This is a genomic window from Lachnoclostridium sp. Marseille-P6806 (genome assembly GCF_964238185.1).
Classification (GTDB): domain Bacteria; phylum Bacillota; class Clostridia; order Lachnospirales; family Lachnospiraceae; genus Brotaphodocola.
Genome location: NZ_CAXSLG010000005.1, coordinates 246,041 through 271,551 on the forward strand (window position 1 = coordinate 246,041; position 25,511 = coordinate 271,551).

General features: G+C 45.4%; 31 protein-coding genes, 1 pseudogene and 1 riboswitch. Of the genes and pseudogenes, 3 read left to right on the forward strand and 29 right to left on the reverse strand.

Features of this window, described 5'->3' with window-relative positions; translation table 11 throughout:
* Positions 1-61 precede the first annotated feature (61 nt).
* Positions 62-676 carry a TetR/AcrR family transcriptional regulator gene (locus tag ACESON_RS08670; RefSeq protein WP_373109258.1) on the reverse strand — a complete coding sequence of 205 codons (615 nt, stop codon included), beginning with the start codon at positions 674-676 and terminating at the stop codon, positions 62-64.
* A gap of 151 nt (positions 677-827) precedes the next feature.
* Here ACESON_RS08670 and glgB point away from each other — a divergent pair, with 151 nt between their 5' ends.
* Positions 828-2,630 carry a 1,4-alpha-glucan branching protein GlgB gene (gene glgB, locus ACESON_RS08675; protein WP_373109261.1) on the forward strand — a complete coding sequence of 601 codons (1,803 nt, stop codon included), beginning with the start codon at positions 828-830 and terminating at the stop codon, positions 2,628-2,630.
* A gap of 20 nt (positions 2,631-2,650) precedes the next feature.
* Here glgB and ACESON_RS08680 read toward each other — a convergent pair whose 3' ends face one another.
* Entirely contained in the window at positions 2,651-3,979 is a 1,329-nt protein-coding gene (locus ACESON_RS08680) for an MATE family efflux transporter (protein ID WP_373109262.1), read from the reverse strand.
* 136 nt (positions 3,980-4,115) lie between these two features.
* Between ACESON_RS08680 and ACESON_RS08685 the strand changes: the two genes are divergently transcribed.
* The gene (locus ACESON_RS08685) at positions 4,116-4,406 is read left to right on the forward strand and encodes a CDP-alcohol phosphatidyltransferase family protein (RefSeq protein WP_177959159.1); all 291 of its coding nucleotides are present in this window, start codon (positions 4,116-4,118) and stop codon (positions 4,404-4,406) included.
* Between the two features lie 42 nt (positions 4,407-4,448).
* On the opposite strand, the gene ACESON_RS08690 is transcribed toward ACESON_RS08685, so the two are convergent.
* The 12 genes from ACESON_RS08690 to ACESON_RS08745 form a co-directional block, all read right to left on the reverse strand.
* The gene (locus tag ACESON_RS08690) at positions 4,449-5,558 is read right to left on the reverse strand and encodes an ABC transporter ATP-binding protein (RefSeq protein ID WP_373109264.1); all 1,110 of its coding nucleotides are present in this window, start codon (positions 5,556-5,558) and stop codon (positions 4,449-4,451) included.
* Positions 5,558-6,580, reverse strand: coding sequence for a FecCD family ABC transporter permease (locus tag ACESON_RS08695; protein ID WP_373109266.1), 1,023 nt, complete (start codon positions 6,578-6,580; stop codon positions 5,558-5,560). The genes ACESON_RS08690 and ACESON_RS08695 overlap by 1 nt, the downstream gene beginning before the upstream one ends.
* Before the next feature lie 16 nt (positions 6,581-6,596).
* Positions 6,597-7,739, reverse strand: a complete 1,143-nt coding sequence (locus tag ACESON_RS08700) for an ABC transporter substrate-binding protein (RefSeq protein ID WP_373109268.1) — start codon at positions 7,737-7,739, stop codon at positions 6,597-6,599.
* A 12-nt stretch (positions 7,740-7,751) separates the two neighbouring features.
* On the reverse strand, positions 7,752-8,684 hold the full coding sequence (locus ACESON_RS08705) for an iron transporter (protein WP_373109270.1): 933 nt from the start codon (positions 8,682-8,684) through the stop codon (positions 7,752-7,754).
* A gap of 45 nt (positions 8,685-8,729) precedes the next feature.
* Positions 8,730-9,845 (reverse strand): sirohydrochlorin cobaltochelatase, encoded by a 1,116-nt coding sequence (locus ACESON_RS08710; protein WP_373109312.1) that lies wholly within the window; start codon positions 9,843-9,845, stop codon positions 8,730-8,732.
* Positions 9,846-10,378: 533 nt separating this feature from the next.
* Positions 10,379-10,571: riboswitch (cobalamin riboswitch) on the reverse strand.
* 32 nt (positions 10,572-10,603) lie between these two features.
* Positions 10,604-10,828, reverse strand: coding sequence for a hypothetical protein (locus ACESON_RS08715; protein ID WP_373109272.1), 225 nt, complete (start codon positions 10,826-10,828; stop codon positions 10,604-10,606).
* Between the two features lie 3 nt (positions 10,829-10,831).
* On the reverse strand, positions 10,832-11,485 hold the full coding sequence (locus ACESON_RS08720) for a cyclase family protein (RefSeq protein ID WP_373109274.1): 654 nt from the start codon (positions 11,483-11,485) through the stop codon (positions 10,832-10,834).
* A 77-nt stretch (positions 11,486-11,562) separates the two neighbouring features.
* Positions 11,563-12,375 (reverse strand): MBL fold metallo-hydrolase, encoded by an 813-nt coding sequence (locus ACESON_RS08725; protein WP_373109276.1) that lies wholly within the window; start codon positions 12,373-12,375, stop codon positions 11,563-11,565.
* 32 nt (positions 12,376-12,407) lie between these two features.
* Positions 12,408-12,542, reverse strand: coding sequence for a DUF3737 family protein (locus ACESON_RS08730; protein ID WP_373109314.1), 135 nt, complete (start codon positions 12,540-12,542; stop codon positions 12,408-12,410).
* Positions 12,536-13,144 carry a sugar O-acetyltransferase gene (locus ACESON_RS08735; RefSeq protein WP_373109278.1) on the reverse strand — a complete coding sequence of 203 codons (609 nt, stop codon included), beginning with the start codon at positions 13,142-13,144 and terminating at the stop codon, positions 12,536-12,538. Before ACESON_RS08735 ends, ACESON_RS08730 begins: the two co-directional genes overlap by 7 nt.
* Positions 13,145-13,268: 124 nt before the next feature.
* On the reverse strand, positions 13,269-14,114 hold the full coding sequence (locus ACESON_RS08740) for a metallophosphoesterase (RefSeq protein ID WP_373109280.1): 846 nt from the start codon (positions 14,112-14,114) through the stop codon (positions 13,269-13,271).
* Between the two features lie 274 nt (positions 14,115-14,388).
* Positions 14,389-14,901, reverse strand: a complete 513-nt coding sequence (locus ACESON_RS08745; protein WP_373109282.1) for an O-acetyl-ADP-ribose deacetylase — start codon at positions 14,899-14,901, stop codon at positions 14,389-14,391.
* Between the two features lie 832 nt (positions 14,902-15,733).
* Here ACESON_RS08745 and ACESON_RS08750 point away from each other — a divergent pair.
* Positions 15,734-15,976 (forward strand): type III toxin-antitoxin system ToxN/AbiQ family toxin, encoded by a 243-nt coding sequence (locus tag ACESON_RS08750; protein WP_373109284.1) that lies wholly within the window; start codon positions 15,734-15,736, stop codon positions 15,974-15,976.
* 489 nt (positions 15,977-16,465) lie between these two features.
* Here ACESON_RS08750 and ACESON_RS08755 read toward each other — a convergent pair whose 3' ends face one another.
* From ACESON_RS08755 to ACESON_RS08825, 15 genes and pseudogenes are all read right to left on the reverse strand, one after another.
* Entirely contained in the window at positions 16,466-16,798 is a 333-nt protein-coding gene (locus ACESON_RS08755; protein WP_373109286.1) for a HigA family addiction module antitoxin, read from the reverse strand.
* A 14-nt stretch (positions 16,799-16,812) separates the two neighbouring features.
* Entirely contained in the window at positions 16,813-17,091 is a 279-nt protein-coding gene (locus ACESON_RS08760; protein WP_178270155.1) for a type II toxin-antitoxin system RelE/ParE family toxin, read from the reverse strand.
* 35 nt (positions 17,092-17,126) lie between these two features.
* Positions 17,127-17,609, reverse strand: a complete 483-nt coding sequence (locus tag ACESON_RS08765) for a DUF5677 domain-containing protein (RefSeq protein ID WP_373109316.1) — start codon at positions 17,607-17,609, stop codon at positions 17,127-17,129.
* Between the two features lie 165 nt (positions 17,610-17,774).
* Positions 17,775-18,056, reverse strand: coding sequence for a hypothetical protein (locus tag ACESON_RS08770; RefSeq protein ID WP_178276282.1), 282 nt, complete (start codon positions 18,054-18,056; stop codon positions 17,775-17,777).
* 124 nt (positions 18,057-18,180) lie between these two features.
* Complete coding sequence (locus ACESON_RS08775; protein WP_373109288.1) at positions 18,181-18,441, reverse strand: hypothetical protein; 261 nt, start codon at positions 18,439-18,441, stop codon at positions 18,181-18,183.
* Between the two features lie 397 nt (positions 18,442-18,838).
* Positions 18,839-20,113 carry a phosphoribosylamine--glycine ligase gene (purD, locus tag ACESON_RS08780; protein WP_373109289.1) on the reverse strand — a complete coding sequence of 425 codons (1,275 nt, stop codon included), beginning with the start codon at positions 20,111-20,113 and terminating at the stop codon, positions 18,839-18,841.
* Between the two features lie 84 nt (positions 20,114-20,197).
* The gene (gene purN / locus ACESON_RS08785) at positions 20,198-20,791 is read right to left on the reverse strand and encodes a phosphoribosylglycinamide formyltransferase (RefSeq protein WP_373109291.1); all 594 of its coding nucleotides are present in this window, start codon (positions 20,789-20,791) and stop codon (positions 20,198-20,200) included.
* Entirely contained in the window at positions 20,785-21,816 is a 1,032-nt protein-coding gene (gene purM / locus ACESON_RS08790) for a phosphoribosylformylglycinamidine cyclo-ligase (RefSeq protein WP_177959572.1), read from the reverse strand. The genes purN and purM overlap by 7 nt, the downstream gene beginning before the upstream one ends.
* A gap of 65 nt (positions 21,817-21,881) precedes the next feature.
* The gene (purE, locus tag ACESON_RS08795) at positions 21,882-22,394 is read right to left on the reverse strand and encodes a 5-(carboxyamino)imidazole ribonucleotide mutase (protein WP_177959571.1); all 513 of its coding nucleotides are present in this window, start codon (positions 22,392-22,394) and stop codon (positions 21,882-21,884) included.
* Between the two features lie 228 nt (positions 22,395-22,622).
* The gene (locus ACESON_RS08800) at positions 22,623-22,952 is read right to left on the reverse strand and encodes a PrpF domain-containing protein (RefSeq protein ID WP_373109318.1); all 330 of its coding nucleotides are present in this window, start codon (positions 22,950-22,952) and stop codon (positions 22,623-22,625) included.
* A pseudogene (locus tag ACESON_RS08805) lies at positions 22,915-23,316 on the reverse strand (PrpF domain-containing protein); the annotation flags it as partial. The pseudogene ACESON_RS08805 and the gene ACESON_RS08800, both read right to left, overlap by 38 nt.
* Positions 23,317-23,332: 16 nt before the next feature.
* The gene (locus ACESON_RS08810; protein ID WP_373109292.1) at positions 23,333-23,503 is read right to left on the reverse strand and encodes a PrpF domain-containing protein; all 171 of its coding nucleotides are present in this window, start codon (positions 23,501-23,503) and stop codon (positions 23,333-23,335) included.
* Positions 23,504-23,547: 44 nt separating this feature from the next.
* Complete coding sequence (locus ACESON_RS08815) at positions 23,548-24,768, reverse strand: isocitrate/isopropylmalate family dehydrogenase (RefSeq protein WP_373109293.1); 1,221 nt, start codon at positions 24,766-24,768, stop codon at positions 23,548-23,550.
* Positions 24,769-24,977: 209 nt separating this feature from the next.
* Positions 24,978-25,412: a GGDEF domain-containing protein gene (locus tag ACESON_RS08820; RefSeq protein WP_373109320.1), complete on the reverse strand. Its 435-nt coding sequence runs from the start codon at positions 25,410-25,412 to the stop codon at positions 24,978-24,980.
* A partial coding sequence (locus ACESON_RS08825; RefSeq protein ID WP_373109295.1) for a hypothetical protein occupies positions 25,330-25,511 on the reverse strand: 182 nt, incomplete at its 5' end. The genes ACESON_RS08820 and ACESON_RS08825, both read right to left, overlap by 83 nt.

Here is a 25,511-nt window from a genome sequence, read left to right on the forward strand (position 1 = left end):
ATCTTCCTGTTTTTATTGTTTTCCCTTTATTCTTCTTTTCTCTTTTTTCTTTTCCGCTTTTTCATACCTTCTGCCTCTTTCCATCATCTCTTTTTATTGTCCAAGTTTCCTTCTGCTGACAGGAGAAACTGCCTTCCCGCTGCAGAGCGAATTCCTCAAAATCCTGCCCAGCCAGCTTTCCAATCAAAGAAATCACCAGCTCCTCCCCATAATCTTTGCTTTCCTGAAAAGCGTAACAGCTGCCGTAAACCCGATAAGTAATCAGCGTATGAAAAACCGGATTGTCTGCATACTGCGGATACTGCCTGAGAATCAGCTCCCGAATCCCTTCCGCAATTTTTTCTGTCAGCACACTGCTCCGGCTTCCGGAAAACAGAATATGAAACAGCCGTTCATGTGCATAGAAGGCCTGAAACAGTTCCCGAACAAAGCCTTCTGTATTGCAAAGAACATATTCCGGGTGAGGAATATTCAGATAGGATTGGAGAACCTCCTGTTCCACCTCCTCTGACAGCTGATAAATATCCTGATAATGGGCATAAAATGTTGATTTGTTAATTTCAGCAATCCGGCACAGCTCATTTATCCTGATTTTTTCCAGCGGCATTTTCGACCGCAGCTCTAAAAATGCATTAATAATACTCCGTTTTGTTTTCTTCACCCGCATATCCATCATAAAAAACCAACCTTTTCCGTAAAACGTTGTTTATCATACTTTTTTTCAATATCGATTATGGAAATTTTCTTCTCCCCATCTTATACTCATTATACTCAGAAAAATACAGGAACTCAAGATTCTTGATGGATAAGTCAGACAGGAGGATATTATGGATTTTTACGGATTTTATATGGGGGAAGAATTTGAAGCATGGAGGTATCTAGGCGCACAGGTTTCCAGCCATGGAACCACCTTCCGCACCTTTGCTCCTAACGCTTTGCGGATTTCTCTGATTGGCGATTTTAATCAGTGGCAGGAAACTCCCATGGAGAAAATCTATGACGGGAATTTCTGGGAGGTTACTGTCCCGGAGGCCAAAGAATCCATGCGATACAAATACCGGATTTATCGCCAGGACGGCTCTTTTCTGGATCACTGCGATCCCTATGGGCTTTCCTCTGAGCTTCGTCCTCACAATGCCTCTGTTATCTGCAGCCTGAAGCACCACACTTTCCGGGATCAGGAATGGATGGCAGGACGCGGCGCTGCCTTTCGTCAGGCAGTCAATATTTATGAGCTTCATGCCGGTTCCTGGAGAAAAAAAGGCGATGGTTCAGAGGACTGGTACAGCTATGAGGAGCTGGCAAAGCTGCTGATTCCATGGCTGAAAAAAAACGGATACAACTACGTAGAGCTGATGCCTCTTTCTGAGCATCCCTCCGATGAATCCTGGGGGTATCAAAACACAGGCTTTTTCGCTCCTACCTCCCGGTACGGCACGCCCAGGCAGCTTCAGAAATTTGTGGATCTCTGCCATCAAAACCAGATAGGAGTCCTTCTTGATTTTGTTCCCGTCCATTTTGCCGTTGATGATTATGCTCTGTGGAATTATGATGGAACCGCCCTCTACGAATACCCTCATCGTGATGTAGGAAGAAGTGAATGGGGAAGCTGCAACTTTATGCACTCCCGCGGAGAGGTACGCAGCTTTCTCCAGTCTGCTGCCTGTTACTGGCTGGAGGAATACCATTTTGACGGTCTGAGAATGGATGCTGTGCGAAATCTGATTTACTGGCAGGGTCAGCCAGAGCGGGGAGAAAATCATCCCTCTCTGCAATTTCTTCGCACCATGAACGAAGGTCTGAAAAAGCGCTTTCCCGATGCCATGCTCATAGCCGAAGACTCCACAAACTATCCAGGTGTAACAAAACCTGTCAGTGAAGGCGGACTGGGCTTTGACTATAAATGGGATCTGGGCTGGATGCACGATACTCTCTGTTATTTTCAGACAGAGCCCCGGCTGCGTCCAGAGCATTACCATGAGCTGACCTTTTCCATGCAGTATTACTACCAGGAACGATATCTTCTTCCTCTTTCCCACGATGAAGTCGTTCACGGAAAAGCCACGATTCTTCAGAAAATGTACGGAGCTTATGAGGATAAATTCCCCCAGGGACGAGCCTTCTATCTATACATGATGGCCCATCCAGGCAAAAAGCTGAATTTTATGGGAAATGAAATAGGGCAGCTTCGTGAATGGGATGAAAAACGAGAACAGGACTGGTGCCTTCTGGATTTCCCGATTCATAATGCCTTTCTCCGGTTTATGCGGGAAATCAACATCCTGTATCTGAATACGCCTGCCCTTTACCAGGAAGACTACAGCCCCTCCGGTTTTCAGTGGCTGAAATCTGACCAGGACGGCTCCTGCTGCTACATCTTTGAACGGCGCTGTCAAAAACAGAGAATCCTGTTCCTTTTCCAGTTTTCCGATCAGCCCTATTCTGTTTCCGGCCTTTCCCTTCCTGGAAACGTCCGCTGGCTGGAACCGCTGATCAATACAGACTGGCAGGAGTACGGTGGGCAGACAAAGAAATCAAAAGCAAAACACTGCCCGGGAAAGAACGGATTCCAGATTACCCTGACGCCCTTCTCCGGACAGTGCTTCAAAATCACAGAAAATGAATCATAACTATATGATCCAATATTTTATCAGCTGCTTTGTCTCTTGCCCCGCTTTTTCATCAGGATTCCAAGAGTCAAGGCTAAAAGCTCAGCCACAGGCATAGCAGCCCAGATTCCCTCTACTCCCACAAGAAGGGGCAGCAGATAAACAAGAATTCCTGAAAAAATTACGCCGCGGCAAAGGGAAAGAATCAGGGCACAGGCCGGCATCAAAACTGACTGAAAATACGTAGCCAGAAGAAGATTGATTCCCGTTGCTAAAAATGCCAGAAAATAAATCCGCACTGCCGGAACAGCCATTGCGAGGATTTCCGGCGTAGGAGAAACAAATACCCGCACTACAAGGGCCGGAGCCAGAAGGCCCAGGGCAGTAAAGAGAATTCCCGTTCCCACAGAAAATCTCCTGGCCAGCCGAAAGGTCTGATTTACCCGTTCCAAAAGACCGGCGCCATTGTTTACTGCCATCAGCGGCTGAGATGCCTGACTGATACCATTGCTGATGGAATTAACCACCAGAACACTGTTGGAAACAATGCCGTAAACCATTACGCCCATATCGCCAATCCAGTACAGAAGCTGACGGTTAAACAGAAGAATCACCACGCCGCTGGAAAGATCCAGAATAAAGCTGGAAAGGCCGTTGAGAGCCACCTCCCCAATGGTTTTCCAGTGAAAATGTCTGGTAAATTTCAGGGTATTGCTGCTGCTGAAAAAATGGCTTAGTAAAATCACCACAGTAATAACAGAACCCAGCACCGTTGCCAGCGCTCCTCCGGCCATTCCCATTTTCATGGGAAACATAAAAATATAATCCAGAATCACATTGCTGACTCCGCCTGCGATCACTGCTGCCATCGCCACCCTCGGCGCCCTGTCATTTCTCACAAATGCCTGAAGAAACGATGACAGCAGGAACACTGGGCAGCCTGCCGTGAGAATCCGTCCATAACTTCTTACCATCTCATCCATTGCCTCATTTCTTCCAAGAAATGCGGTAATGGGAGCAAAATACAATCCACACACAATTTCATAAAAAACTGCCATCAATATCGTGCCTGCCAGGGCTGCAGAAAAATGCTCTCTTGCTGCTGTCTCATCTTTTCGTCCTTTATCAAAGGAAAACAAAACGCTTCCACCTACTCCAAACAGCATTCCTGTGGCAAAAAACAGAGAAAACACCGGAAGCAGCAAATTCAGGGCCGCAATTCCCATGCTTCCTACTCCCCGTCCCACCAATATGGTATCTCCAAGAATATAGATAGAATTCACCAGCGTTGCTCCGATGGACGGAATCAGAAATTGAAAAAATACAGAGTTTACCGAATCTCTGCATAAATCAAGATGTTTTTCTTTCATAATATCCTCCTTACTGCCTATGCCAAAACAGCGTCCTACTATCATAGGATTTTTCAGGATATTTGTCAAGCAAACCATTTTCCCATTGGTATTCCCATCTAAAAATGGTATAATGATCTCATTAGGAGGTGAGGCCATGAAACACATCGACCGCCATGAGCTGTTTTCCATTCCGAATCTGATGGGATATTTTCGAATCCTGATGATTCCTGTCTTCTGCTTTCTCTACCTTACAGCAGAGACGAAACAGGATATCTGGAAAGCCGCAGCTGTAGTTTTGATTTCCAGCCTGACTGATACGCTGGACGTGCTTTTGATAAAAGAAGGCTATATGGCTGTGATGGGCCTGATTCTCCTGATGATGACTGTTATGGCAGTAACCCTGGTTTTGTATATTCCTGTTTTTGAAAAAATGAGGAGAGGCTGAATCAAAACAGCCTCCCCTCATTTCTTCCACATTCATTGTTGGTCACTTAAAACCTGTGTATGCAATATCCTTTTCTCTGGACTTTGCATACTTTAAAAGCTCTTCATTGGCCTTCTCCAGACTTCCAAATTGTGTTTTACAGCAAATAACTCGTTTGCAGCAATCTATCCGCTGCTTTGCCCTCTGAATGGTTTCTTTCCCAATCGGTTCTAGTCCCTTTATTTCAATCACCTCGGATGCCAGGGCTGACGCCACCGGATAATCCACATCATTGTCAAATAAAATTCCTGTACTAAACGGAATCCCCTTTCTCTGAAGCTCCCGGAAAACGCCTCTCCCTGTACCGCAGCCTGCTATTACAAACACCTCCGGCTGTCCGGATGGCGCCTGCAGCTCCATACTGGTATTTTCCTCATCAAAGCTTCCGGCTTCTATTGCAAAAAGACTCCGGATATATCCCGTCTGAAAAATCTCCTCTGCCCTTCCAAACCGATCTACAAAATCCCCCCGGATACAGAGAATTTTATCCGAAACCCGCTCTGCCAGCTCCAGCTCATGGAGGGACATAATCACTGTCAGCCCTCTTTTTAACCGCAGCTCCTGAAGCACTGACAAAAATTCCAGCTTGTATTTTACATCCAGAAATGAGGTGGGCTCATCTAAAATAACAATCTCCGGTTCCTGACAAATCGCTCTTGCAAGCATGACCCTCTGCCTCTGCCCGTCGCTGATTTTTGCAAAATCCTGATCCCGGATTTCCATTACATGAACCAGCTCCATAGCCTCCCTCACTGCTTCCCTGTCCTTCTTCGTCAGAATGCCGAAATGGCCTGTGTAGGGATACCTTCCCGTAGCCACTACATCCTCGCAGGTCATCAGCTCTGTTTTCAGTCTTTCTGTAAATACCACTGCCATTTTTCTGGCCAGTTCCGCCCCCGACATGGCTCCCAGTTCCCGTCCGTCCAGGTAAGCAGAGCCTCCAATTACCCCAAGCTGCCCTGCAATGCTTTTTAAAATTGTAGATTTTCCAGCTCCGTTTGGTCCGATCAGAGTCAGAATTTCTCCTTTCTGTATTCCAATTTCAATCTGACGGATCAGGGGTTTTCCGTCATATCCTACCGAATACCCTTCTGTCTGAAAATAATAGTCCATTACAGCCCTCTGTCCTTTCTCTGCTTTGCCATAACCCATAATACTACCGGCGCTCCGAAAATTGCTGTCACCGTGCTGATATTCAGTTCTGTCGGCGCAAACAGATTTCTTGCCAGCAAATCACAGAACAGGCAGAATACACTTCCTCCCAGAAAACATGCCGGAATCATTAGCAGCGGCCTGGAAGAGCCAAAAAGGCGTTTCACCAGATGGGGCGTCGCAATGCCTACAAAAGAAATCGGCCCTGCAAAGGACACAATACATGCCGACAGTATGCTGGAAAGGAGAACCAGCCATATCCGCAAAGCCCTGATGTTTACCCCCATGTTCTGGGCATAAGACTCCCCCAGCTGATAAGCCCCCAATGGCTTAGACAGGGAAAAAGTAATAAGAAAGGTTACCAGAATTACTGCTGCTATCAGCTCTGTCTGCTCCCATGTGATTCCGGAAAAGCTTCCCTGAGCCCAGTTGTGGAGATTCACAATATCTGAATCCTCGGCAAAGGTAACAATCAGCTCCGTAATTGCGGAACAAATATATCCAATCATAACTCCGCTGATAACCAGCTGGGACATACCTGCCATCCGTCGGGATACCAGAAGCACAAAGCCCATAGAAAGAAGAGCTCCAAGAAATGCAGACAGAATCATATCTGCAGAAGTGACGCGCACTGAGTGCCCCATCAACACTACCATAACCAGAGCCACCGCCATTTTGGCTCCTGAGGAAATTCCAAGAACAAAAGGACCAGCAATGGGGTTATGGAAAAAGGTCTGCAGAAGATAACCGGCAAGGGCCAAAGCACCACCAAGGAGAATTGCCGCTATGGTTCTGGGCATCCGAATATCCAGAAGAATCCTGGCAGATACCATCTCTCCTCCTTTCCCTGTCAGAATGCGCCAGACCTCCTCCACAGGAATACGAACGCTTCCCATACACACATTCAGAATCAATCCAGCTGCCACACCGGCAAAAAGGAACAAAAATCCCCATGTGTACCGATATATTCTTTGTTTCTCCATCTGAATCAACCTTTCTTTACTGAACCTCAAAAAGATAGTGCATGGGAGATGTGTCATCTCCCTGAAGCATTCTGTGCATATCCTCCATTAGATAACCAATGGACAGAGACTGCTGATACATATCATTGGAGGTGCACCATACATTTCCTTCCTTCACTGCCTGAAAATCCTCCAGAAACTCACATTTATCCAGCAGCTCTTTCATTGTAGAGATTCCTCCGTCAATAGAGCTGTTGTATATAAGAAAATCTGCATTGCGGGCTTTGTGATAAAACTCCTCTGCCTGCATATTCATCGTAGCTTTCCTGCTTTCCGGATCTCCCAGATTCTCAAAAACATACCGTCCTCCAGCCAGCTCAATCATCCTGGGAATATAATCGGAGGACTGCCTTACCTGTACCATTCCATTGGAGGAAACAAAGAAAAACGCAACTGTTTTTTCAGAAGGCTGATCCTCAGAAATTCTGTTTAAAATATCCGCCTGCTCCTGAAAAATCCGCTCCGCCGCCTCTTCCTTTCCCAGCAAAGCTCCAAACAGCTTGATCCACTCCACTCTTCCCAGAGGATGCGCTTCATAGCTGGATGCCTCCATAAGCACCGGGATTCCAAAATCCTCCAGCTTTTCCACAACCTCCGGCGCATGGGTGATCATGCCGTTTTCAATGGCAAGTCTGCAGCCTCTTGACACAAGCTGTTCGTAATCCGGCCTGTTGTACTTCCCTGCATAGCGAAGCCTCCCTTCTGCCATTGCATTTTTTGCATCCTTAATATACCAGTTTTCCTGCTTCTGTCCGGAAAAGCTTATGGCATCCAGCCCATCCAGCTGACAGAACATATCCATCACCGCCGATGCCACCAAATAAATATCCTGTATCGGCTGCTTTAAAATCACAATATCCTCTTCCACCCCCTCCGGGGTTTCTGCCTGCTCCGGAACAATCAGGAACCTGCTGCCGTCCCGCTTTGTAGTTATCATGGAATACCCGCCGGCATAATAATCAATCGAAAAATTTTCCGCATACTGCAGCCTTAAACTGTCCTCGTAGACCAGAGGAAGTTCCTGCTCTGCAGCAGAAGAATTTCTACTGCAGCCGGAAAGCCCAAAGATTCCGGCAATCAAAAGAGCTGCAATCATCCCGTTTCTTATTGTCCTTATCATAAAACGCTTCCTTTAGCTTTCTGGTTTAATCGTATCCGAATAAAAGGTCAGCGTATATTCGATTTCATGCGGTTTACTCATCGCTACCGTATCTCCAATTACATCCACAGGAACATCAAACGTCTCTGCCGGTATTTCAAAAACAGAATTTCCCTCTGTATTTACCGGATAAAAGGTTTCCCCGTCCACAATCATGTAATCATAGTTGGGACTGTTCCACTGAATCTGCGCAGTAATCTGATCCTCCGAAACCTGGAGAAGTGCCGGAGACAAAATCTCTGCCTTTCCGCTTCCGCCCTCCATCATTACCTCTATCGTATAGATACCTTCCTCAAGCTCCACCTTTTTCTCTGCTTCTGCCGTTTTTTCCGCTTCTCCTGAGGCTGCTTCTTCCGCTGCTCCTGTCTCTTCTCCTGGCGTTTTTGTCGCTTTCGCTCCCTGTTCCGTCATCTTCTCCGGACTGGAAACTGACACCCTGTGATCATACCATTTTCCCTTTTTCCCAATCAAAGCCAGATCAAATTCTTCATCCAGCGCAGGAACCGGAACATCAAATCCGTGCACTGTCTCTGTGGTTCCGTCACTGTAGGTAACCGTATCCTCTGTAGGCATCAAAAGCTCTGCCCCCTCCTTCTGTGCATCCTCAGCAAGCCCTGGATACAGATTGAGAATATTTTTTGAAGTAAGGGAAATATGAATGGTCATTTTTCCATCTGCCACTGTCAAAGTTCCTTTTCCGTCACAGGCCTCATTGACATGAAACATACTGCTGTCTGTATCAAATTCTGCCTGATAAACTCCGTCTGAAAGAGCGATTTCTTCGAAGACGATCTCTGTCTGCGCAGGCGCCGCCTTTTCCGAAACAGAGCCAACGCATCCGCCTAAAACTGCACAGACCAGAGCACCAATCACTGCTCCAGCAGCCCTTCTCTGTCTTTTTCTCATTTTCCACACTCCTAGTTTTTTAGTAACAGTTCAGCCTGCCGTTTTTTATTGCTTCATAGCTGCAGCTGTATGATCGATATAAAGCTTCTGAATTGCCGGGATAGAACCAAGACCGGAAATCTGTGTCTCTATCTCTTCAAACTTTCCGGACGCCTGGAACATACTCAGCCAGGAATCCTCGTCCTCTCCTGCCATGTCGTTGTTGGCATGATCCCCCGCTACTACCATCAGCGGGCGAAGAATCACCTTCTGATACCCAGCCTGGGATACTGCCTCAATCACCTGGCCACACTCTGTCTCCTCCGGTTCCCCTTCCACAGTTCCAATCCATACATTGTCATATCCCAGGGCTTTCATCTGCGTCTGCATCTGGCTGTAAGAAACCTTTGCCGTATGAGATGTACCGTGGCCCAGAAATACGAAAGCCGTTCCATCTGCCTTTGCTCCGTCCAGATCTTCATAGCCTGCATCGAATGCTGCCTCTGCTGCAATCGCTTCTGCAACTGCCTTTTTATCCTCATTCACCACAGAAGCATCGCTGCCAACCTCTCCCAAAAGAGGCTCTGCCACAGTCACAGACTCAAACTGCTCCTGATATGCCTCCACAGACTCCAGCAGCTCATCGTATTCTGCCCCGTGCATCAGATGTGTCGGCTGAACTACAAGCTGCTTCACTCCGTTTTTCACCGCCCGCTCCAATGCCTGATCCACATTGTCGATTTTCTCCCCGTCTCTGGCCTGAACATGGTTAATAATAATCTGAGCTGTAAAGGCCCGTCTGACGGACCATTCCGGATATGCCTCCTGGAGAGCATCCTCGATTCCCTTAATATCTGCTGTACGGCTGTCATTAAAGGAAGTTCCAAAGCTAACCACAAGAATCTCCTTTTCCCCAATCTCATCCTGATTGCGCGGATCATCTGCAGAAGCATCTCCTGTATCTCTTCCAAAATAATCCGGATCTGCATTTTCTCCGGAAACCAACATTTTCTGTTCTTCCGTTAAAGCATCCCAGCCTGCCTTTGCAGCTTCACACTGTTTATCCGTATCATCCGTTCTCTTCTGTACATAAATCGCATCGATCATGGCTGCAACCTGGTCTGCTGCCTTCTGATCCGCAGACAAAGCTTCTTCCTGAGATTCTTCAGAAGTTTCTGGCATACCTTCTTCCGACGTTGTCACAGTTTCTGCCCTGCTTTCCGCCGGGCTGCTCTGCGCCTGATTCTGTGTTCCTGCACACCCGGTGATTCCTGCTGCTCCCATCCAGACTGCCATAAAAACTGCTGCGTTTCTCTTCTTCATAAAATCCCTCTTTCTGCAGTATCCCTGCCTTGTATTTTCTTAATAATTCAGTCCTGCATTTTCTTGTCCGATTCCAGCGGACAAAAGCAATCCTGTATCAAAGTCAGAAACAAAGCCTCCGGCAGAAAATAACAGAGAGATCCTATCTCTATAATAAGAAAGAGGCTCTCTCGCGAGCTTCTCCGCCTGCGGCGGGTCGCTTCTGCGACAAAATTCTCTTCTGCCGCATGGCGATCCTCGCGGATCGTTTTTATGTCATAGGACACACTTTCCTATGACATAAAAATTCCCCTGCTCACAAAGAAAAGGGGAACACAAAAATCAGGAAAGCTCTGACAAAGGGGCATTCCTGTATTTTTCTGTACAACCAGTTACTCGTGGCCTGAAACTATTGTTTCTGTACACAGTCAGGCAGGTCTCCCGACTCAGAAATCAACACATCCGCCATCTTCCCAGTTTCCCAGTGATTTACCGGCGTCTGCTCCCTCATTACGGTGACGAGTTCGCACAGGATTTTCACCTGTTTCCCTTTTCACCCGGACATGGACAAAGCCCTGTCCGAACACCTGACTGCTCATATTTTATTGAACAAAGTATATCATACTTTTTCTTCTGGATCAATTTCTTTTCTTTTTCACCTGCGCCTTTACCAAAAGCATTATGGGGCGGCGCAGTTCATCCTTCATTCCCGGAATCTCCATCATTTCCTCCGACGGCTGTGCCTCCTCCACTGCCTTCAGCTCAAATTCCTGTTTCAGCAATCCCATAGGAATCTGGGTCAGGGTATGGTGCTGTTTTGTTACGCTGCATCCTAAAAAATTCGTAGTTTTCTCTCCCGGCACACCTTATTTTTCCTCTTCCACACAGGCAGCCGCCCGCACAGGCGCGCCGTCACTGTTTCTGATTTTCATGGGAAAACAGAAAAACCTGAACAAATCATGGCCGCACAGACCCAGGTTTTTCAGATTCTCAATGTTCACCATATTCCGCCCCTGAAACAATTTTTTATGACGGGGCAGATTTTCATCCCGGATCGGATCCAGTCCCATTACATCAAATCCAATGCCCTTGTACCGCCCTTGTATGATAAAATCCAGAACCTCATCATCCACGCAGGGGTACTCTCCAAAATAACGACTGGTTCCCCAGTACTGATCCCATCCGGAATAAAACAAAAGAAAATCCGCCTCTTCTGCTTTCTCTCCATACCGCAGGATCTGTTTCATAGAGATAGCTTCCCCCTCCTTTAAATCTCTGCAGTCAATCACAAGGGCTCTCCCCATAAACTGATCTGCCGGAAATTGATCCAATGTGATCCCATCCGGAAAAATATGAGCAGGCGAATCCATATGAGTTCCTGTATGAGTAGTCAGTTTCAGAAGTATTTCTCGAAATCCATCCTCTTCACAGCTGGCTGCCTGCATCAGAGCCGGAGGCTCTGTCCCCGGAAAAACCGGCATTTCTTCCTGAATCGTATGCGTTAAATCAATGACCTTCATTACAACAATCCCCCTTCTTTTCACAGCTGATTTTGCATTAAGAAAGAACCGGCTGCATGTTCCCGCGAAAAAACAGCTTATGCTCTTTCAATCCTGTCCCCCGCATGGATGGCCACCAGCTGCTCCCCCATGATCTCCTTCATCCTGGCGAAAGCCTCCTGCCCTGTGCAATGTCCTGTATAAAAGCGGGCAGGATAATGGCACAGCTGTTTTGCTGTATCCTGTATGATTTGGATTTCCTCTTCTGTATACGCGCTCTTTTTCGCCATATGAAATCCGCTGATTACCTTACTGGGACAAGTATGATAAAGCTGTTCAAACCGATCCAAAATATTCAAAATTCCATTATGAGCACAGCCGGAAATCAGAACTGTTTCTTCTCCCTCCCTGATAACGAGGCACTGTTCATGCTGGAAGGAATCCTGCATCTGCCTGCCGCCAACCAGCTCCGATAATGCCTCATTGCTTTTGGGCCAATATCTTCTGCCCTGGATCCCAGAAAAAATCTCCAGCTCCGAATCAATCCTGAAATTTCCCTCCAGAAGATGAAGCCCCGCAAGCTCCAGAATTTCCCGGTCAATCCCAATATACCGTTCTCCATGATAATAAGCACCTGCTGCCGTTTTCTGCATATAAATTCGGGCCTTCGGATGACTGCGGGCAAAGGTCAGAACACCTCCGGTATGATCATAGTGTCCGTGACTGAGAAACACCGTATCCACATCCGTAAGATCCACCCCCAAAGCCCCGGCATTCTCCCAGGTTCGATCCGAAGCTCCGGTATCTGCCAAAATCTTATGATGCCCCGTCTCAATATAAAGACTCAGACCATGCTCTGCACTTACCTCCTGCTCTCCCTTTGTATCCTCCATTAAAATCACAATTTTCATAAGCATCCTCCCTGCTAATATAAAGAGCACTCTCATTTCGTTTTTTGGGAACCTACAAGGATCTCGCCCTTTGCCTTGACATCATCCAGAATCACTTCTCCTACATCTGGAACTGTAATCTGCCCAGAGAGTGGGTTTTTTATACTGTCAACCTTTGTAATTAAAATCTAATATCTTCCGGCTTGATTTTATCCGATTCACGTATTTTCCGTATCACACGGCAGGGGGTTCCTGCTGCCACTGACATTGGCGGAATGTCTTTATTTACAACGCTGCCTGCGCCAATGACACTGCCCTGACCAATCGTTACGCCTCCGCAAATAACCGCATTGGCGCCAATCCAGACATCCCGTTCTATTACAATAGGTTTGGAAGTGCTGATTCCCTCTGCCCGCTGAGTGGGATCTATTGAGTGGCCAGCACAGGCGATACATACGCCTGGCGCAATAAAAATATTTTCTCCCAGATTCACCGGCGACGTATCTAAAATCACACAGTTATAGTTGATTACCGCCAAACCATGAATAAAAATATTGAAGCCATAGTCGCACCGGAAAGAAGGTTCTATAAATGTCAGATCAGTACATTTGCCCAATAATTTCTGCAAAATTTCCTTTCGTTTCTCTGTCTCAAATGGTCCGGTCTGATTATATTCCCAGCACAATTTTTGTGCATTTCTTTTCAATTCTGGAGGTACATGCAAATTGTTGCTGTTATAGCCCTCCTGTCCTCTGATTACGTTCTCCACATCCAAGTATCTGGAACTCATCTGTTCTATCCTCTATTTTGTCTATTTGATGTAATGCTTCGTTGTATTTTGAAATTCTTTTCCAAAATAACGAAGGTACAAACAAAAAACCGCCGTACTGCAAGATTCTCAATAAATCTCAAAGTTATAAAACACCATGCAATCCAACTATTGCCACTTCTGGTCTGTTGTGAAATCTCACCGGAATAATACTGTTTCCAATTCCTCTGCTGACAATCATAATCCTGCCATTCTCAGAATATTTTCCGGCATCATATTTAGGGAACATCCCCTGATTTGGAGCTATCACTCCACCAACAAATGGCAGCCGAAACTGCCCGCCATGCGTGTGTCCGCTTACTGTCAAATCCACATTTTCCGACACATATATATGAAAAAATTCCGGTCTGTGGGACAGCAGTATACAATAATCCTCTGTCAGATTCATCTCTTGAAGTCTGGTTTTTAATCTGTTTTCCTGTACAGACAAATCCCCTCCAGCAAAATACGGATCATCCAGACCTGCAATCTGTATCGTTTCTCCATTCTTTATGACTTTTACTGCCCTGTCATGAAGAATATTCACACCTATATCCAGCAATTTTTCTTCTAATTCCTGATACTGTTCGCCAATCCACGCTTCATGATTTCCCGTCACATAATAACAGGGAGCAAGCTCGACGAGCTGTTTTGTCAGCGTTTTTGCTGCTTCCATATCAGTTTTATTTGCATCCACCAAATCTCCTATTATGGCAATCATATCCGGATTTTCCTTTTGAATCACAGATATCAGGATCCTGTTGTTTTCCCCATACTCTGCATTATGCACATCAGAAACAACGGCAATTTTGTAGTTATCAAACGCCTCTGGCAGCTTATCGCTTGAAACAATATAGTTTGTAACGCCGACTGTTCTATTTCCCCAAACCATCCATATGAGCAGTAAGGCTGCGATTCCTGCCATAACCCATCTTCCATGTTTTCCTCTCACACAGATTCCTCCACAACTCGTGCAAATATATTTTGCATTCAAAACGATTTGTCTTTTGTATTTTGCTTATGATACCACCATCTATATATAGAAAGACAAACAACTAACGCTATGGTACAAATATAAAACGACCATTCATATGATTTTAAAATCAAAAGGGCTATCACATATACCATAATCAATACCAATTTAACTTCTTTATTCTTCTTTTCCAAAAATCTTACTGTCATACTGCCTCCTTGGAATTTCCTGATAGTTGAGTTCTCTTCTCTCGTTACAAAAACTCAGTCTGCTCTTTCAAAGCAGTTCCGTAATATCCAAGCGTTTCCCTGTCAAAGCACACCATCCGCACCTCTATATCCGGATGAGCTTCCAAAAACTCCAGAATGGTTCTTACTGCAATTCTGGACGCTTTCTCCAAAGGGAAACGGTAAATCCCTGTACTGATGGACGGAAACGCCACGCTTTGGCAGTCGTTCTCCGCCGCAAGTCTCAGACAGTTTTCGTAGCAGTTTCTCAAAAGCCGTTCCTCGTCCCTGGTTCCGCCGTTCCAAATCGGCCCAGGTGTGTGAATTACATACTTTGCTGGAAGCCGATAACCCTTTGTGATTTTCGCCTGTCCCGTTTTACATCCGTGGATCGTCCGGCACTCCGCAAGGAGCTCCGGCCCCGCTGCCCGGTGAATGGCGCCATCCACGCCGCCTCCGCCCAGAAGGCTTGTGTTTGCAGCGTTCACAATGGCGTCCACTGTCTCTTTTGTAATATCACCTAAAACGATCCTGAACATTTTGTCACCTTCCTTGTTAATGTTAAGACCTAATCTGTTCAGTCTCAGTCTTCCAGTTTCTCCCCCGTTTTCCTTCAGTATAACTTTCCGCAAAGCACTCACATAAGATACAACCATTTCTTCGCTAATAGGCATTTCCTCGTTTGCGGCAATATCCTGTTTTTTTCATTCAGCCCCCTACTTTCCTGTTGCCTATATTATACCAAATGCCGATAAATTTTACGATGGTTTTCCGATGAATGGCGAAACGCTCTTCCTCTTTCTTCGAAACCGGAACAGCTATCCACAATGGCTACTGTGGTTTGTTCAAGTTTCCCCCTGCAACAAACTTCACGAAACTTTCATACTGGCTTTTCGCCAGTTCCGACTCCTTTCCTTTTTTCGATGCCTATGGTAAAATCAAACCATACATTTTTTGATTGATGTCACTCGAATACCTGTGATTTTACAGGGGAATTATAGATTAAGATTATGGCAAGTAGCGCCCCCGTTGCTTGCACAGGGAATATAAAAATTTAACAATTAAAAACATTGATTTTTTACTGTAACTTGCATATAATAAAGACACAGATGGAAATATCTGTGTAGCGGTTAGAGCGTCCAGTTAAAATGCTCGTTTAAAAGCGGTTAGATTGTCCAATTAAAACAATCGGTTAACAGCAGTGGGTGGAGTAATCCACCCGCTTTTTTATGTCATAGAAAAGTGCGTCCTATGACATAAAAACGCTCCGCGAGGATCGCTATGCGGCGGCAGAGAATTTTGTCGCAGAAGCGACCCGCCGCAGGCGGAGAAGCTCGCGAGCGAGCTTCTTTTTTACTTTCAGGAGGATCTATGGATTGGTACGTTATCGATAAAAAATACATCAATTACCTGACGCAGTTTGATTCCCATGTCGGATATGTGGAATATGGGGAACGTTTGAAACTCCATGTGGGAATTCTTCTTACTATCGGAGATTTCCACTACTATGTCCCTATTTCCTCTGCAAAACACCAGAAGATGTCCAACAGTCTGGACTTCCACAAGCTCCAGGACGAATCCACAGGATATTATAGCTTTGCGTTAAGTTTCTAATTTGGATTTTGAAGGTGTTTTTGAAGATGCTTATTTCATATACGAATATCGCTTAACAACTATTGTTCATTTATATTAACATCCTTAACGACAGATTACATCTAAAACAGGCGGTTCAAAACCGCCTGTTTTTACATTTCGCAATCCTGATTATGGTCAAAGTCTTACTTTATCCGAAAACCTACTTTTTAAAATCACTCCATTTTGGATATTTCAAAAATAGTGGAACGTTTTGGGTTACAAGAATTCCAAAAACCGTTATCCGCAAAATGGGTTAATGTCAGTGAAATGCATTTTGGATATGTTTCCCCAAAATATCCAAAATGGAAAATGTATATCTTTATACAAAAATTACTCTCTTGTTTGTAGATATAAAGTACATGCAGCCGGTCACGGAATTTCCTGTGGCTGACCTCACATTTTGATTTAAGGGGGGAACGGGTACGGAAAACTTAAAATTTTAGCATCCGTTGGTTCAATGGGGCTCCATCAATATGGTGGAGCCATTTTTACATCTAGCGCAGCAGCCTCTTCAGACCGTACGGATGGAAATGGGATAACATTCTTTGGAAGATGCTGTTTTGCTTCCCAGAGTGTCAGTTTCTGCTGCATATTCATCCAGCTTTCCGGCGATGTGTTCGTCGCTTTTGCAATGCGAATTGCCATATCAGGACTTAACATCGCTTTTTCATTCACAAATTCTGATAATGCTTTCCGGCTTACACCAAGCATTCTGGCTGCATCGGTAATGGTAAGCCCCAGTGGTTTTATAACATCTTCCAAGAGGACAACTCCCGGATGAGTTGGTTTTCTGCTTATCATACATGTTCCTCCTTCTAATGATAGTCCTGGTAATCCACGAGATGCGCATCCTGTCCTTCGAAATAAAATGTTAATCGCCAATTGCCATTAACAGTAACAGACCACATGTCCTGTTTGTCTCCTTTCAGCGGATGTAGCCGGTATCCCGGTAAATTCATATCCTGTGGACTGATACTTGCATCAAGACGATCAAGCATTCTGCCTAATTTTGGCGCATGCTCTGGCTGGATTCCTTTCTTGGAACCGTTCTCAAAAAATTCCTTCAATCCCTTGTGTGCAAATGATCTTATCATATTTATATTATACCGTGCAACGTGACAGGTGTCAATTATGAAATTCCAAGCAGAAAACCCCGGCCGTTCCCGTTGTTGCAACGAAGTAAGTATAAATTTATAACCATCGTTTTGTAATTTCCATCTGTATGTTCGATGACATATTCGCACATATCTGTAAAAGAGTAATGACCTGACCACCAATAATCTTTTAATTTGCTTACAGAAAATTGTTTCCGCAATTTCGCAAGCTCGTTCTCGTAGTCCTGCATTTTTTCTGTTTGTCCTGCGTACCTGCACATTGTTTTTAAATTTTTATATCTTTGCACATTATAATCAGCATAATATTTCTCTACCATTCTGTCTCTATCAACACCTTCACACTGTGCTTCAAATACAGAGATAATAATGAACTGTTCAAACAAATTACGGGCCAGGCCAAGGGCTCCATCCGGAAAACCATTTTTACATAATAAAATCAATTCACGGAGAGTCAAAAGACTTTTCCCGTGCAGTTTAAAACAAGATTCATATACGATTCTTCCTGCTTATAATGGCCATGATTTATCTTATCCGATATCTCGTCTTCTATTAAATCTAAACACTCTTCTAATTCATCTATGCGGAATTTTAATATAATAATCCTCTTGTGTCATCTGATCTCCTTATGATTTCATTCAATTCTATTATCGTCAGACTCTAAATCAAAGTTTCTGTAATGCCACATACGCTTCCTGCAATGCTTCATGGAATTTTGATTCTTTTATTTCCGAAGTCAGACCAGGCTCATCAATATAAAATAAACAGGCTTCCGGTACTGTATCCATAAAGCACTTGTGAAACAGCGGATTTTCATAAGTATTTGCGTATTCCGTATAAAAGGGTTCTGCTTGATCGTAATATTCTTCTTTCGTGATTCTTCCGTCCAGATAGTCCTTCATTTGATCTAACAAAACCGCTCTAAACTCCATGTCGCTCATGCTCATTTGTCCACTCCCATTTTATATGTTAAAAATTACGGATTCCTGACAGGATTGTATCACAACTATAATCCCATGTTCAACTGATCCGACAAATCGAACACCTTAAAATCCCATACTACTATTCCCATTACGCCATCATCTTTTTATAGATTTCTTCCACATCATAGTCTGGAGCAAACGATTTTGCCACATCCATGATTCTCTGCACCTTTCCCACATCATCTTCCTCCAGCTCATTTGCAATCGTGACTGCATCCTTGCCTTTTAATGCCTTTTTACATACCTTCCCGATCAGCCAGGTCAGCGATGCATACGCAAATCGTTCTTCCCTGACCTGTGCCCTGAAATCTTCCTCTGCCCATCTTAACTTTTCTTCCAAAGTAGCCATATTGTCTCTCTTTTACTCTTCTTCTGATTTTTTCATCGAACGATGAGCGTAAATATGAGGTGGTAGCAATGCAGGCTGACATAAACAGGTTCTGAGTATATTTCAGAATACTGAGTATAGAAAAGAAATGTCCGGAATAAAATAAAATTATCAAGGAAACAGGCGTTTTCCGAATTTTTGGCTTTTTCCATTATAAAAGAAACAAGCGGCTGTTTGAAAACACCTTTCCCATTTTTCGTACCTGCTGCTGCACAATATATTTTTCTGTAAAAAAGAAAAAACCACAGACAGTCAGGGGTTACCGACTGTCCGTGGTCTTTTCCGGTTTGTTATGACATGTGTGTTTTCGCTCTTTGTTTCCGATTGAAATGGGAATTAACAAATTGCCTTTCCAATCTTACGCCTCGTCAATCGCCTTTCCAATATCGTGACGCATATATTTATTATCAAACTGCACCCACTCCGTTGCCTGATATGCATTGGCGCGGGCTTCTTTTAAGGTTGCGCCGGTTGCCGTAACCCCCAGCACTCTTCCACCGTTGGTAACAACACGGCCTTCGCTGTCAAATTTGCTTCCGGCGTGGAATACATAGTATCCGTCTGCAGACTGAAAACGCTCCAGTCCGGTAATCGGAAAGCCCTTCTCGTAATGCTCTGGATAACCGTCTGATGCCAGAACCACGCAGACCGCAGCATTATCCTCAAATTCCAGATCAATCTGATCCAGAGTGCCGTCAATGCAGGCGTCAAACAAATCCACCAGATCATTTTTCATTCTTGGCAGAACCACCTGTGTTTCCGGATCTCCAAAACGGGCATTATACTCCAGCACCTTGGGACCATCTTCTGTCAGCATCAGGCCAAAGAAAATAATCCCCTTAAATTCTCTTCCCTCTGCCCGCATGGCATCCACAGTGGGCTGATAAATCTTTTCTTTACAGAAAGTATCTACCTCAGCCGTATAGAAGGGACTGGGAGAAAAGGTTCCCATTCCGCCGGTATTCAGCCCCTGATCTCCGTCCTTGGCCCGCTTGTGATCCTGGGCAGAGGTCATGATTTTAATAGTTTTTCCGTCTACAAAGGACAGAACAGATACCTCGCGGCCTGTCATGAATTCTTCAATAACAATCTCATCTCCTGCAGAACCAAACTGCTTGTCCAGCATCAAGGTTTTCACACCTTCCTTCGCTTCCTCCAGGTTCCTGCAAATCAGAACGCCTTTTCCCAGGGCAAGACCGTCTGCCTTCAGTACAATCGGCATTTTTGCTGTTTCCAGATAAGAGATAGCCTCCTCCGGATCGGAAAAGGTCTCGTAAGCAGCTGTGGGGATGTTGTATTTTTTCATTAAATCCTTGGAAAATGCCTTGGAGCCCTCCAGAATCGCCGCATTGGCTCTGGGGCCAAAGGCACGCAGTCCTGCTGCCTCAAAAGCATCCACAGCTCCTGCTGCCAGGGGATCATCAGGCGCCACAACGGTCATGTCAATCTCATGCTCCTTCGCAAATTCCACCAGCTTATCAAACTCCATAACACCAATATTGACACACTCAGCCACCTCTGCAATTCCTGCATTTCCCGGTGCACAATACAACTTCTCTACCTTTGGGCTCTGCGCCAGCTTCCATGCAATGGCGTGTTCTCTTCCGCCGCCTCCAACAATCAGAATCTTCATACAAGCCTGTCCTCCTTTATTTTAAGCATCAATCTTAAAACACCAAAGACAGACCGGTATTCCTCCGGCCTGCCCTGTTTTTCTTTATACCATACCATTGGCAATCATATCAATGGCCTTTGGCAGAATCACCCACTCTGCCTGCTCCATCACTCTGCGCTGTAAAAGCTCCGGCGTATCGTTTTCCTGCACCTCCACTGCTTTCTGCAGAATAATGGGGCCGGTATCCATTCCGCCGTCCACATAGTGAACCGTTGCCCCTGTCACCTTGACACCACGGGCCAGAGCTGCCTCATGTACCTTCAGCCCATAATAACCCACTCCGCAGAAGGAAGGAATCAAAGACGGATGAATATTGATAATCCGATGCTCATATTTTTCAACCATCGCCTCTGGGATCTTTACCAGAAAGCCGGCCAGCACAATCAGATCCAGATGGTATTCATCTACCTTTTCCAGAAATGCCCGGTTGAAATCATCTCTTGTTTCATAGTCCTTCGGTGACATGCATACAGCCTCAATTCCATGATTTTTCGCCCGCTCCAGTGCATAGGCGCCGGGATTGTTGCTGATCACAACTTCAATCTCCACATTGGTAATTCTGCCTTCCTCAACAGCATCCAGAATCGCCTGCAGATTGGTGCCTCCTCCAGAAACCATGACACCGACTCTTAGCATAAGGTCACCCCTTTTTCTCCTGCTTCAATAGAACCAACCACATAGGGAACATCTCCTGTTTTCCGGATTGCCTCCATAGCTGCATCCACCTGGGACGGATCGACTGCTACAATCATGCCAAGTCCCATATTAAAGGTGTTGTACATCATTTCTTCAGCAATCTCTCCTTTTTCTGCCAGCAGCTTAAAGATCGGCGGTACCTGGTAACTGTCCTTTTTGATCACCGCATGGGTTCCTTCTTTCAGCATACGGGGAACGTTCTCATAAAATCCGCCGCCGGTAATATGGCTGCAGGCCTTTACCTGAACGCCTGCTTCTTTCAGACTCTTCAGTGCTTTTACATAGATTCTGGTAGGTGCCAGAAGTGCCTCGCCCAGAGTTTTGCCCAGAACATCATAGTAGGTATCCAATCCTTCTTTTGTCAGTTCCTTTTCAAATACCTTGCGCACCAGAGAAAAGCCGTTGGAATGAACACCTGTAGATGCCATACCGATCAGCACGTCGCCTGCCTGCAGATGTTCTCCGGTAATCATATCTTTTTTGTCGCAGACACCAACTGCAAATCCTGCCAGATCATAATCCTCCTCCGGCATCAGTCCCGGATGCTCTGCTGTCTCTCCGCCAATCAAAGCAGCCTCAGACTGAAGACAGCCCTCTGCCACACCTTTTACAATCGAAGCAATCTTTTCGGGATAATTCTTTCCGCAGGCAATATAATCCAGGAAAAACAGCGGCTCGCCGCCTGCACATGCAATATCGTTGACGCACATCGCTACAGCGTCAATACCAATGGTGTCATGCTGATCCATAATAATAGCCAACTTCACCTTGGTTCCGCAGCCGTCTGTTCCGGAGAGAAGCACCGGCTCCTCCATCTCTTTGATCTTTGCCAGGGAAAATGCTCCGGAAAAACCGCCCAGGCCTCCCAGAACTTCCTCACGCATGGTCTTTTTTACATGCTCCTTCATCAGTTCCACTGACTTGTAACCAGCTTCAATATCCACTCCGGCTTTCTTGTAATCCATGATTCATCCTCCGATCTTATTCTGCTGTTTCTATGTATTTTATTTCCAGTTCTTATCAACCGCTTCTACATCTGTGCCAGATACTCCTTGTATCCCACACTCTCCAACTTTTCTGCCTTTTTTACTACATCATTTTTCAGAGCTTCGGAATAATCCTTTACTTTCTGCAGCAGTTCTTCATCAGAAACAGCCAGAATCTTTGCTGCCAGAATTCCTGCATTGGCGCCTCCATTGATTGCTACCGTTGCTACCGGAATACCAGACGGCATCTGTACAATGGAATACAGGGAATCTACACCGCCCAGATCAGAGGTCTTCATGGGAATTCCAATGACCGGCATAGAGAACAGAGCTGCGCACATACCTGGAAGGTGAGCTGCCTTTCCTGCTCCTGCAATGATCACACGAATCCCTCTTTCTTCTGCAGATTTTGCCCACTGGAAGAAAATATCCGGCTCTCTGTGAGCGGAGATAATCGTCATTTCATAATCAATTCCAAGCTTATCAAGGATCTCAGCAGCCTTTGCCATAATCGGCATATCTGAGTCGCTTCCCATTACAATTCCTACTTTCGCCATTGTTAGTTCTCCTTTTATCTTCATTAGAAATTCTTATAAATAGCATCTTTATATAAACCTGTTCTTATCAGTATGATACTAGATTTTTTTACTAACGTCAATAGAAATCTGTACAGGATCCAAAAGACAGCCGGGTTTCTGTCTCCCCTATGGATTCAGAAACCCGACTGCCCTGAAAAGTCCGGCTTTTTTTATGATTTTTTGTCTTTTTATCTGTTAAAGTAATCATTATTTTCTAATGTAAAGGGTTCCTTCCATAATTCTTCTCGCTGTTCTCTGAACACCTACACTGGGCAGATTAAGAACTCCGTCCTCCTCTTTTACCTCCGGCACCATAGTCATAATACCGCTGGGATGGCCAATCCGCACATGGTTCACCGGTTCCATGGAATGCATCATCTGCTGTACCACAGAACCCTTCAGTGCAGCCGCTACACTGATAGCGCTGGCCGATGTCAGCGGACATGCCAATATCCCTGGCGCGTACAAGAACCATGGGATTGGATACGTCAAGAATTGTTGTCTCCAGCTTTCCAAAACCGGGAATATCAAGAACATCCAGGCACCTTCCTGTGGGAAGAAGACAGCCTGTCTTTGCGCCTGCAGGATTTAAAAATTTCACATTCAGCTCCGCAGCCGTTCCGTCCACACCGGCAATGGCGCAGCTTCCCTCCTGAGCAAAGGTTTTTGTTTCCGGATCAATAGGAACTGTCACATCAATATATTTTCCTGTGTTGCGATTTAACATATGAACGCAGGTCACCGGCTCCACAACATCCACCATTCCCTCTTCTACTGCATAAGGGCCTACGGCGGCTGTCATATTTCCACAGTTGGACTTATAATCTACCTGGCTCTTCCCCACAATCACCTGACCAACCAGATACTCCACATCAATTCCCGGCTCCTGGCTTTTCCACACAATTACAATTTTATTGTTAGAGGAAACCGTTCCCCCCCAGACCGTCAATCTGCTTGGGATCCGGATCCCCCATGGCCTGCAGAAAAATGCTGTCCCATTCATCTCTGTTTTCTGGCAGATCCTCTTTATGAAACATACATCCTTTGCTGGTGCCGCCTCTCATAAAGACCGTATGAAATTTCCTCATAGCCTCTCTCTTCTCCTTTCTTGCCGGATGCTTTTGTTCTGAGCTTATATTTCCAGCTCTTCTCTTTCCACATCCTTCTTTTCCGGTTTGTTCCTTTTGCCTTCCCTTTTCAGCCCCTCGATAGTTTCCAGCAGATAGTCTGTAAATTCCTCTGCCGTTGCCCCGTCTGTATCCGTAGTAATCACACATTTACGCTCTGTAATTGTACAGATATCAAGAGCCCTGTCCAGAAGCTCTTTCCGATCCCCATATCCAATATGAGCCATCAGCATTCCTGCCGCCCGAATCAGAGAACAGGGATCTGCGTAATTTCCCCGTCCATGATTGATTAAAAATGGCGCTGTTCCATGAATTGCCTCAAACATGGCGTAGTGATTTCCAATATTGGAGGAGGATGCTGTTCCCAATCCTCCCTGGTGCTCTGCCGCTACATCTGTTACAATATCTCCATAAAGATTAGGCAGGACAATCACTTCGATTCCCCTGTTGAATTCCGGATCCAGCATTTTTGCGCACATAGCATCTACCAGCCGCTCCTGAATCTCGATCTCCGGATATTCTTCTCCCACTCTCCGTACAGCTTCAATAAAGTTTCCATCCGCCAGCTTTACAATATTAGCCTTGGTTACAATCGTCACATTCTTTTTCCCATTTTTTCTCGCGTACTCAAAAGCAGCCCGGGCAATCCGCTCGCTTCCTTGTCTGGTCTGTACCTTAAAGTCAACGGCCAGATCCTCGTTTACCTGGATTCCCTTATTTCCCCAGATATATTCTCCTTCAATGTTCTCTCTGAAAAATGTCCAGTCAATATTCTTATCCGGAATCCGAATGGGACGGACTGCAGCAAACAGCTCCAGCCCCCGGCGCAGCAGACTGTTGGCTGAAACCATATTTGGCCAGGGCTCTCCTGCCCGTGGAGTGACCATTGGCCCCTTAATCAAAACATTGCATTTCTTAATGTCCTCAAACACCTCGTCCGGAAGACTTTGCAGCTTTGCTGCCCGGTTTTCAATGGTCATTCCTTCAATCTCACGAATCTCCACACGGCCCTGTTTCAACTCCGGCGCCAAAAGCTCTCTCAGAACCCGCAGTGCCTGCTTCATAATAATCGGACCAATCCCATCACCGGGAAGAACTCCAATCACGATCGTTTCCAGCCTGGAAAAATCAACAGCTTCTCTGTCCTTCTTCATTTTCTCAATCCGCTGAAATTCTGATTCAATCAGCTTTCCAAACTGTTCCTGCGCCGCCTTAATTTCCTCCATGATTCTTCTCCTTTCGTAAACAGATTCCTTCTGATTTTTATTATACTTCTCGAAAGGTTATAAGTAAAATATATGATTATGTATAGTTTCTATATAGTTTATTTTATAGTTTGACTGCACATAAAAAACACCCGCAATATTGCCACATCACTCCTCAGCAATATACGGGTGTCTTCAAAATAGCTTTGAGCCTTAAGAATACCCTTCACTCACGCTCTACGCCACTTTTTCCGTTTTCGTTTTTCTTCATACATATTTTGGTCTGCCAGATGCATCAGCACATGATAATCCCTGTCATCGTCTGGATAAAACGCATATCCCATGGAAAACTCAAGGGTAACAGGAACGTTTTCTGATTCTCCAAGAAAGCATTCTCCCCGGCGCTCCCTCAGCTTCTCAATATCCTGTTCCAAATCAATTTTCGCCGAATATCCATACAAAAACAGTATAAATTCATCTCCGCCCAGGCGCGCACTGAGCTTCCTTCCCCTTGTTCTTTCATCTAAGGCTGAAGCAATCCGTTTCAGGTAATCATCGCCAATATGGTGTCCGTAAATATCATTAACCAGCTTCAGTCCATCCGCATCCAGCATAATCATAGCGGCATGTTTCAGCTGCTCCTGACAAGTAAAGAGAGACTCCAGCCCATCGTGAAAGCCCTTCCTGGTGAACTACCCATTGTCTAAAGCCAATGGGCTTCCTGCTTCCCAGACCTCGTAACCTACTATCTCCACAGGCGTTAA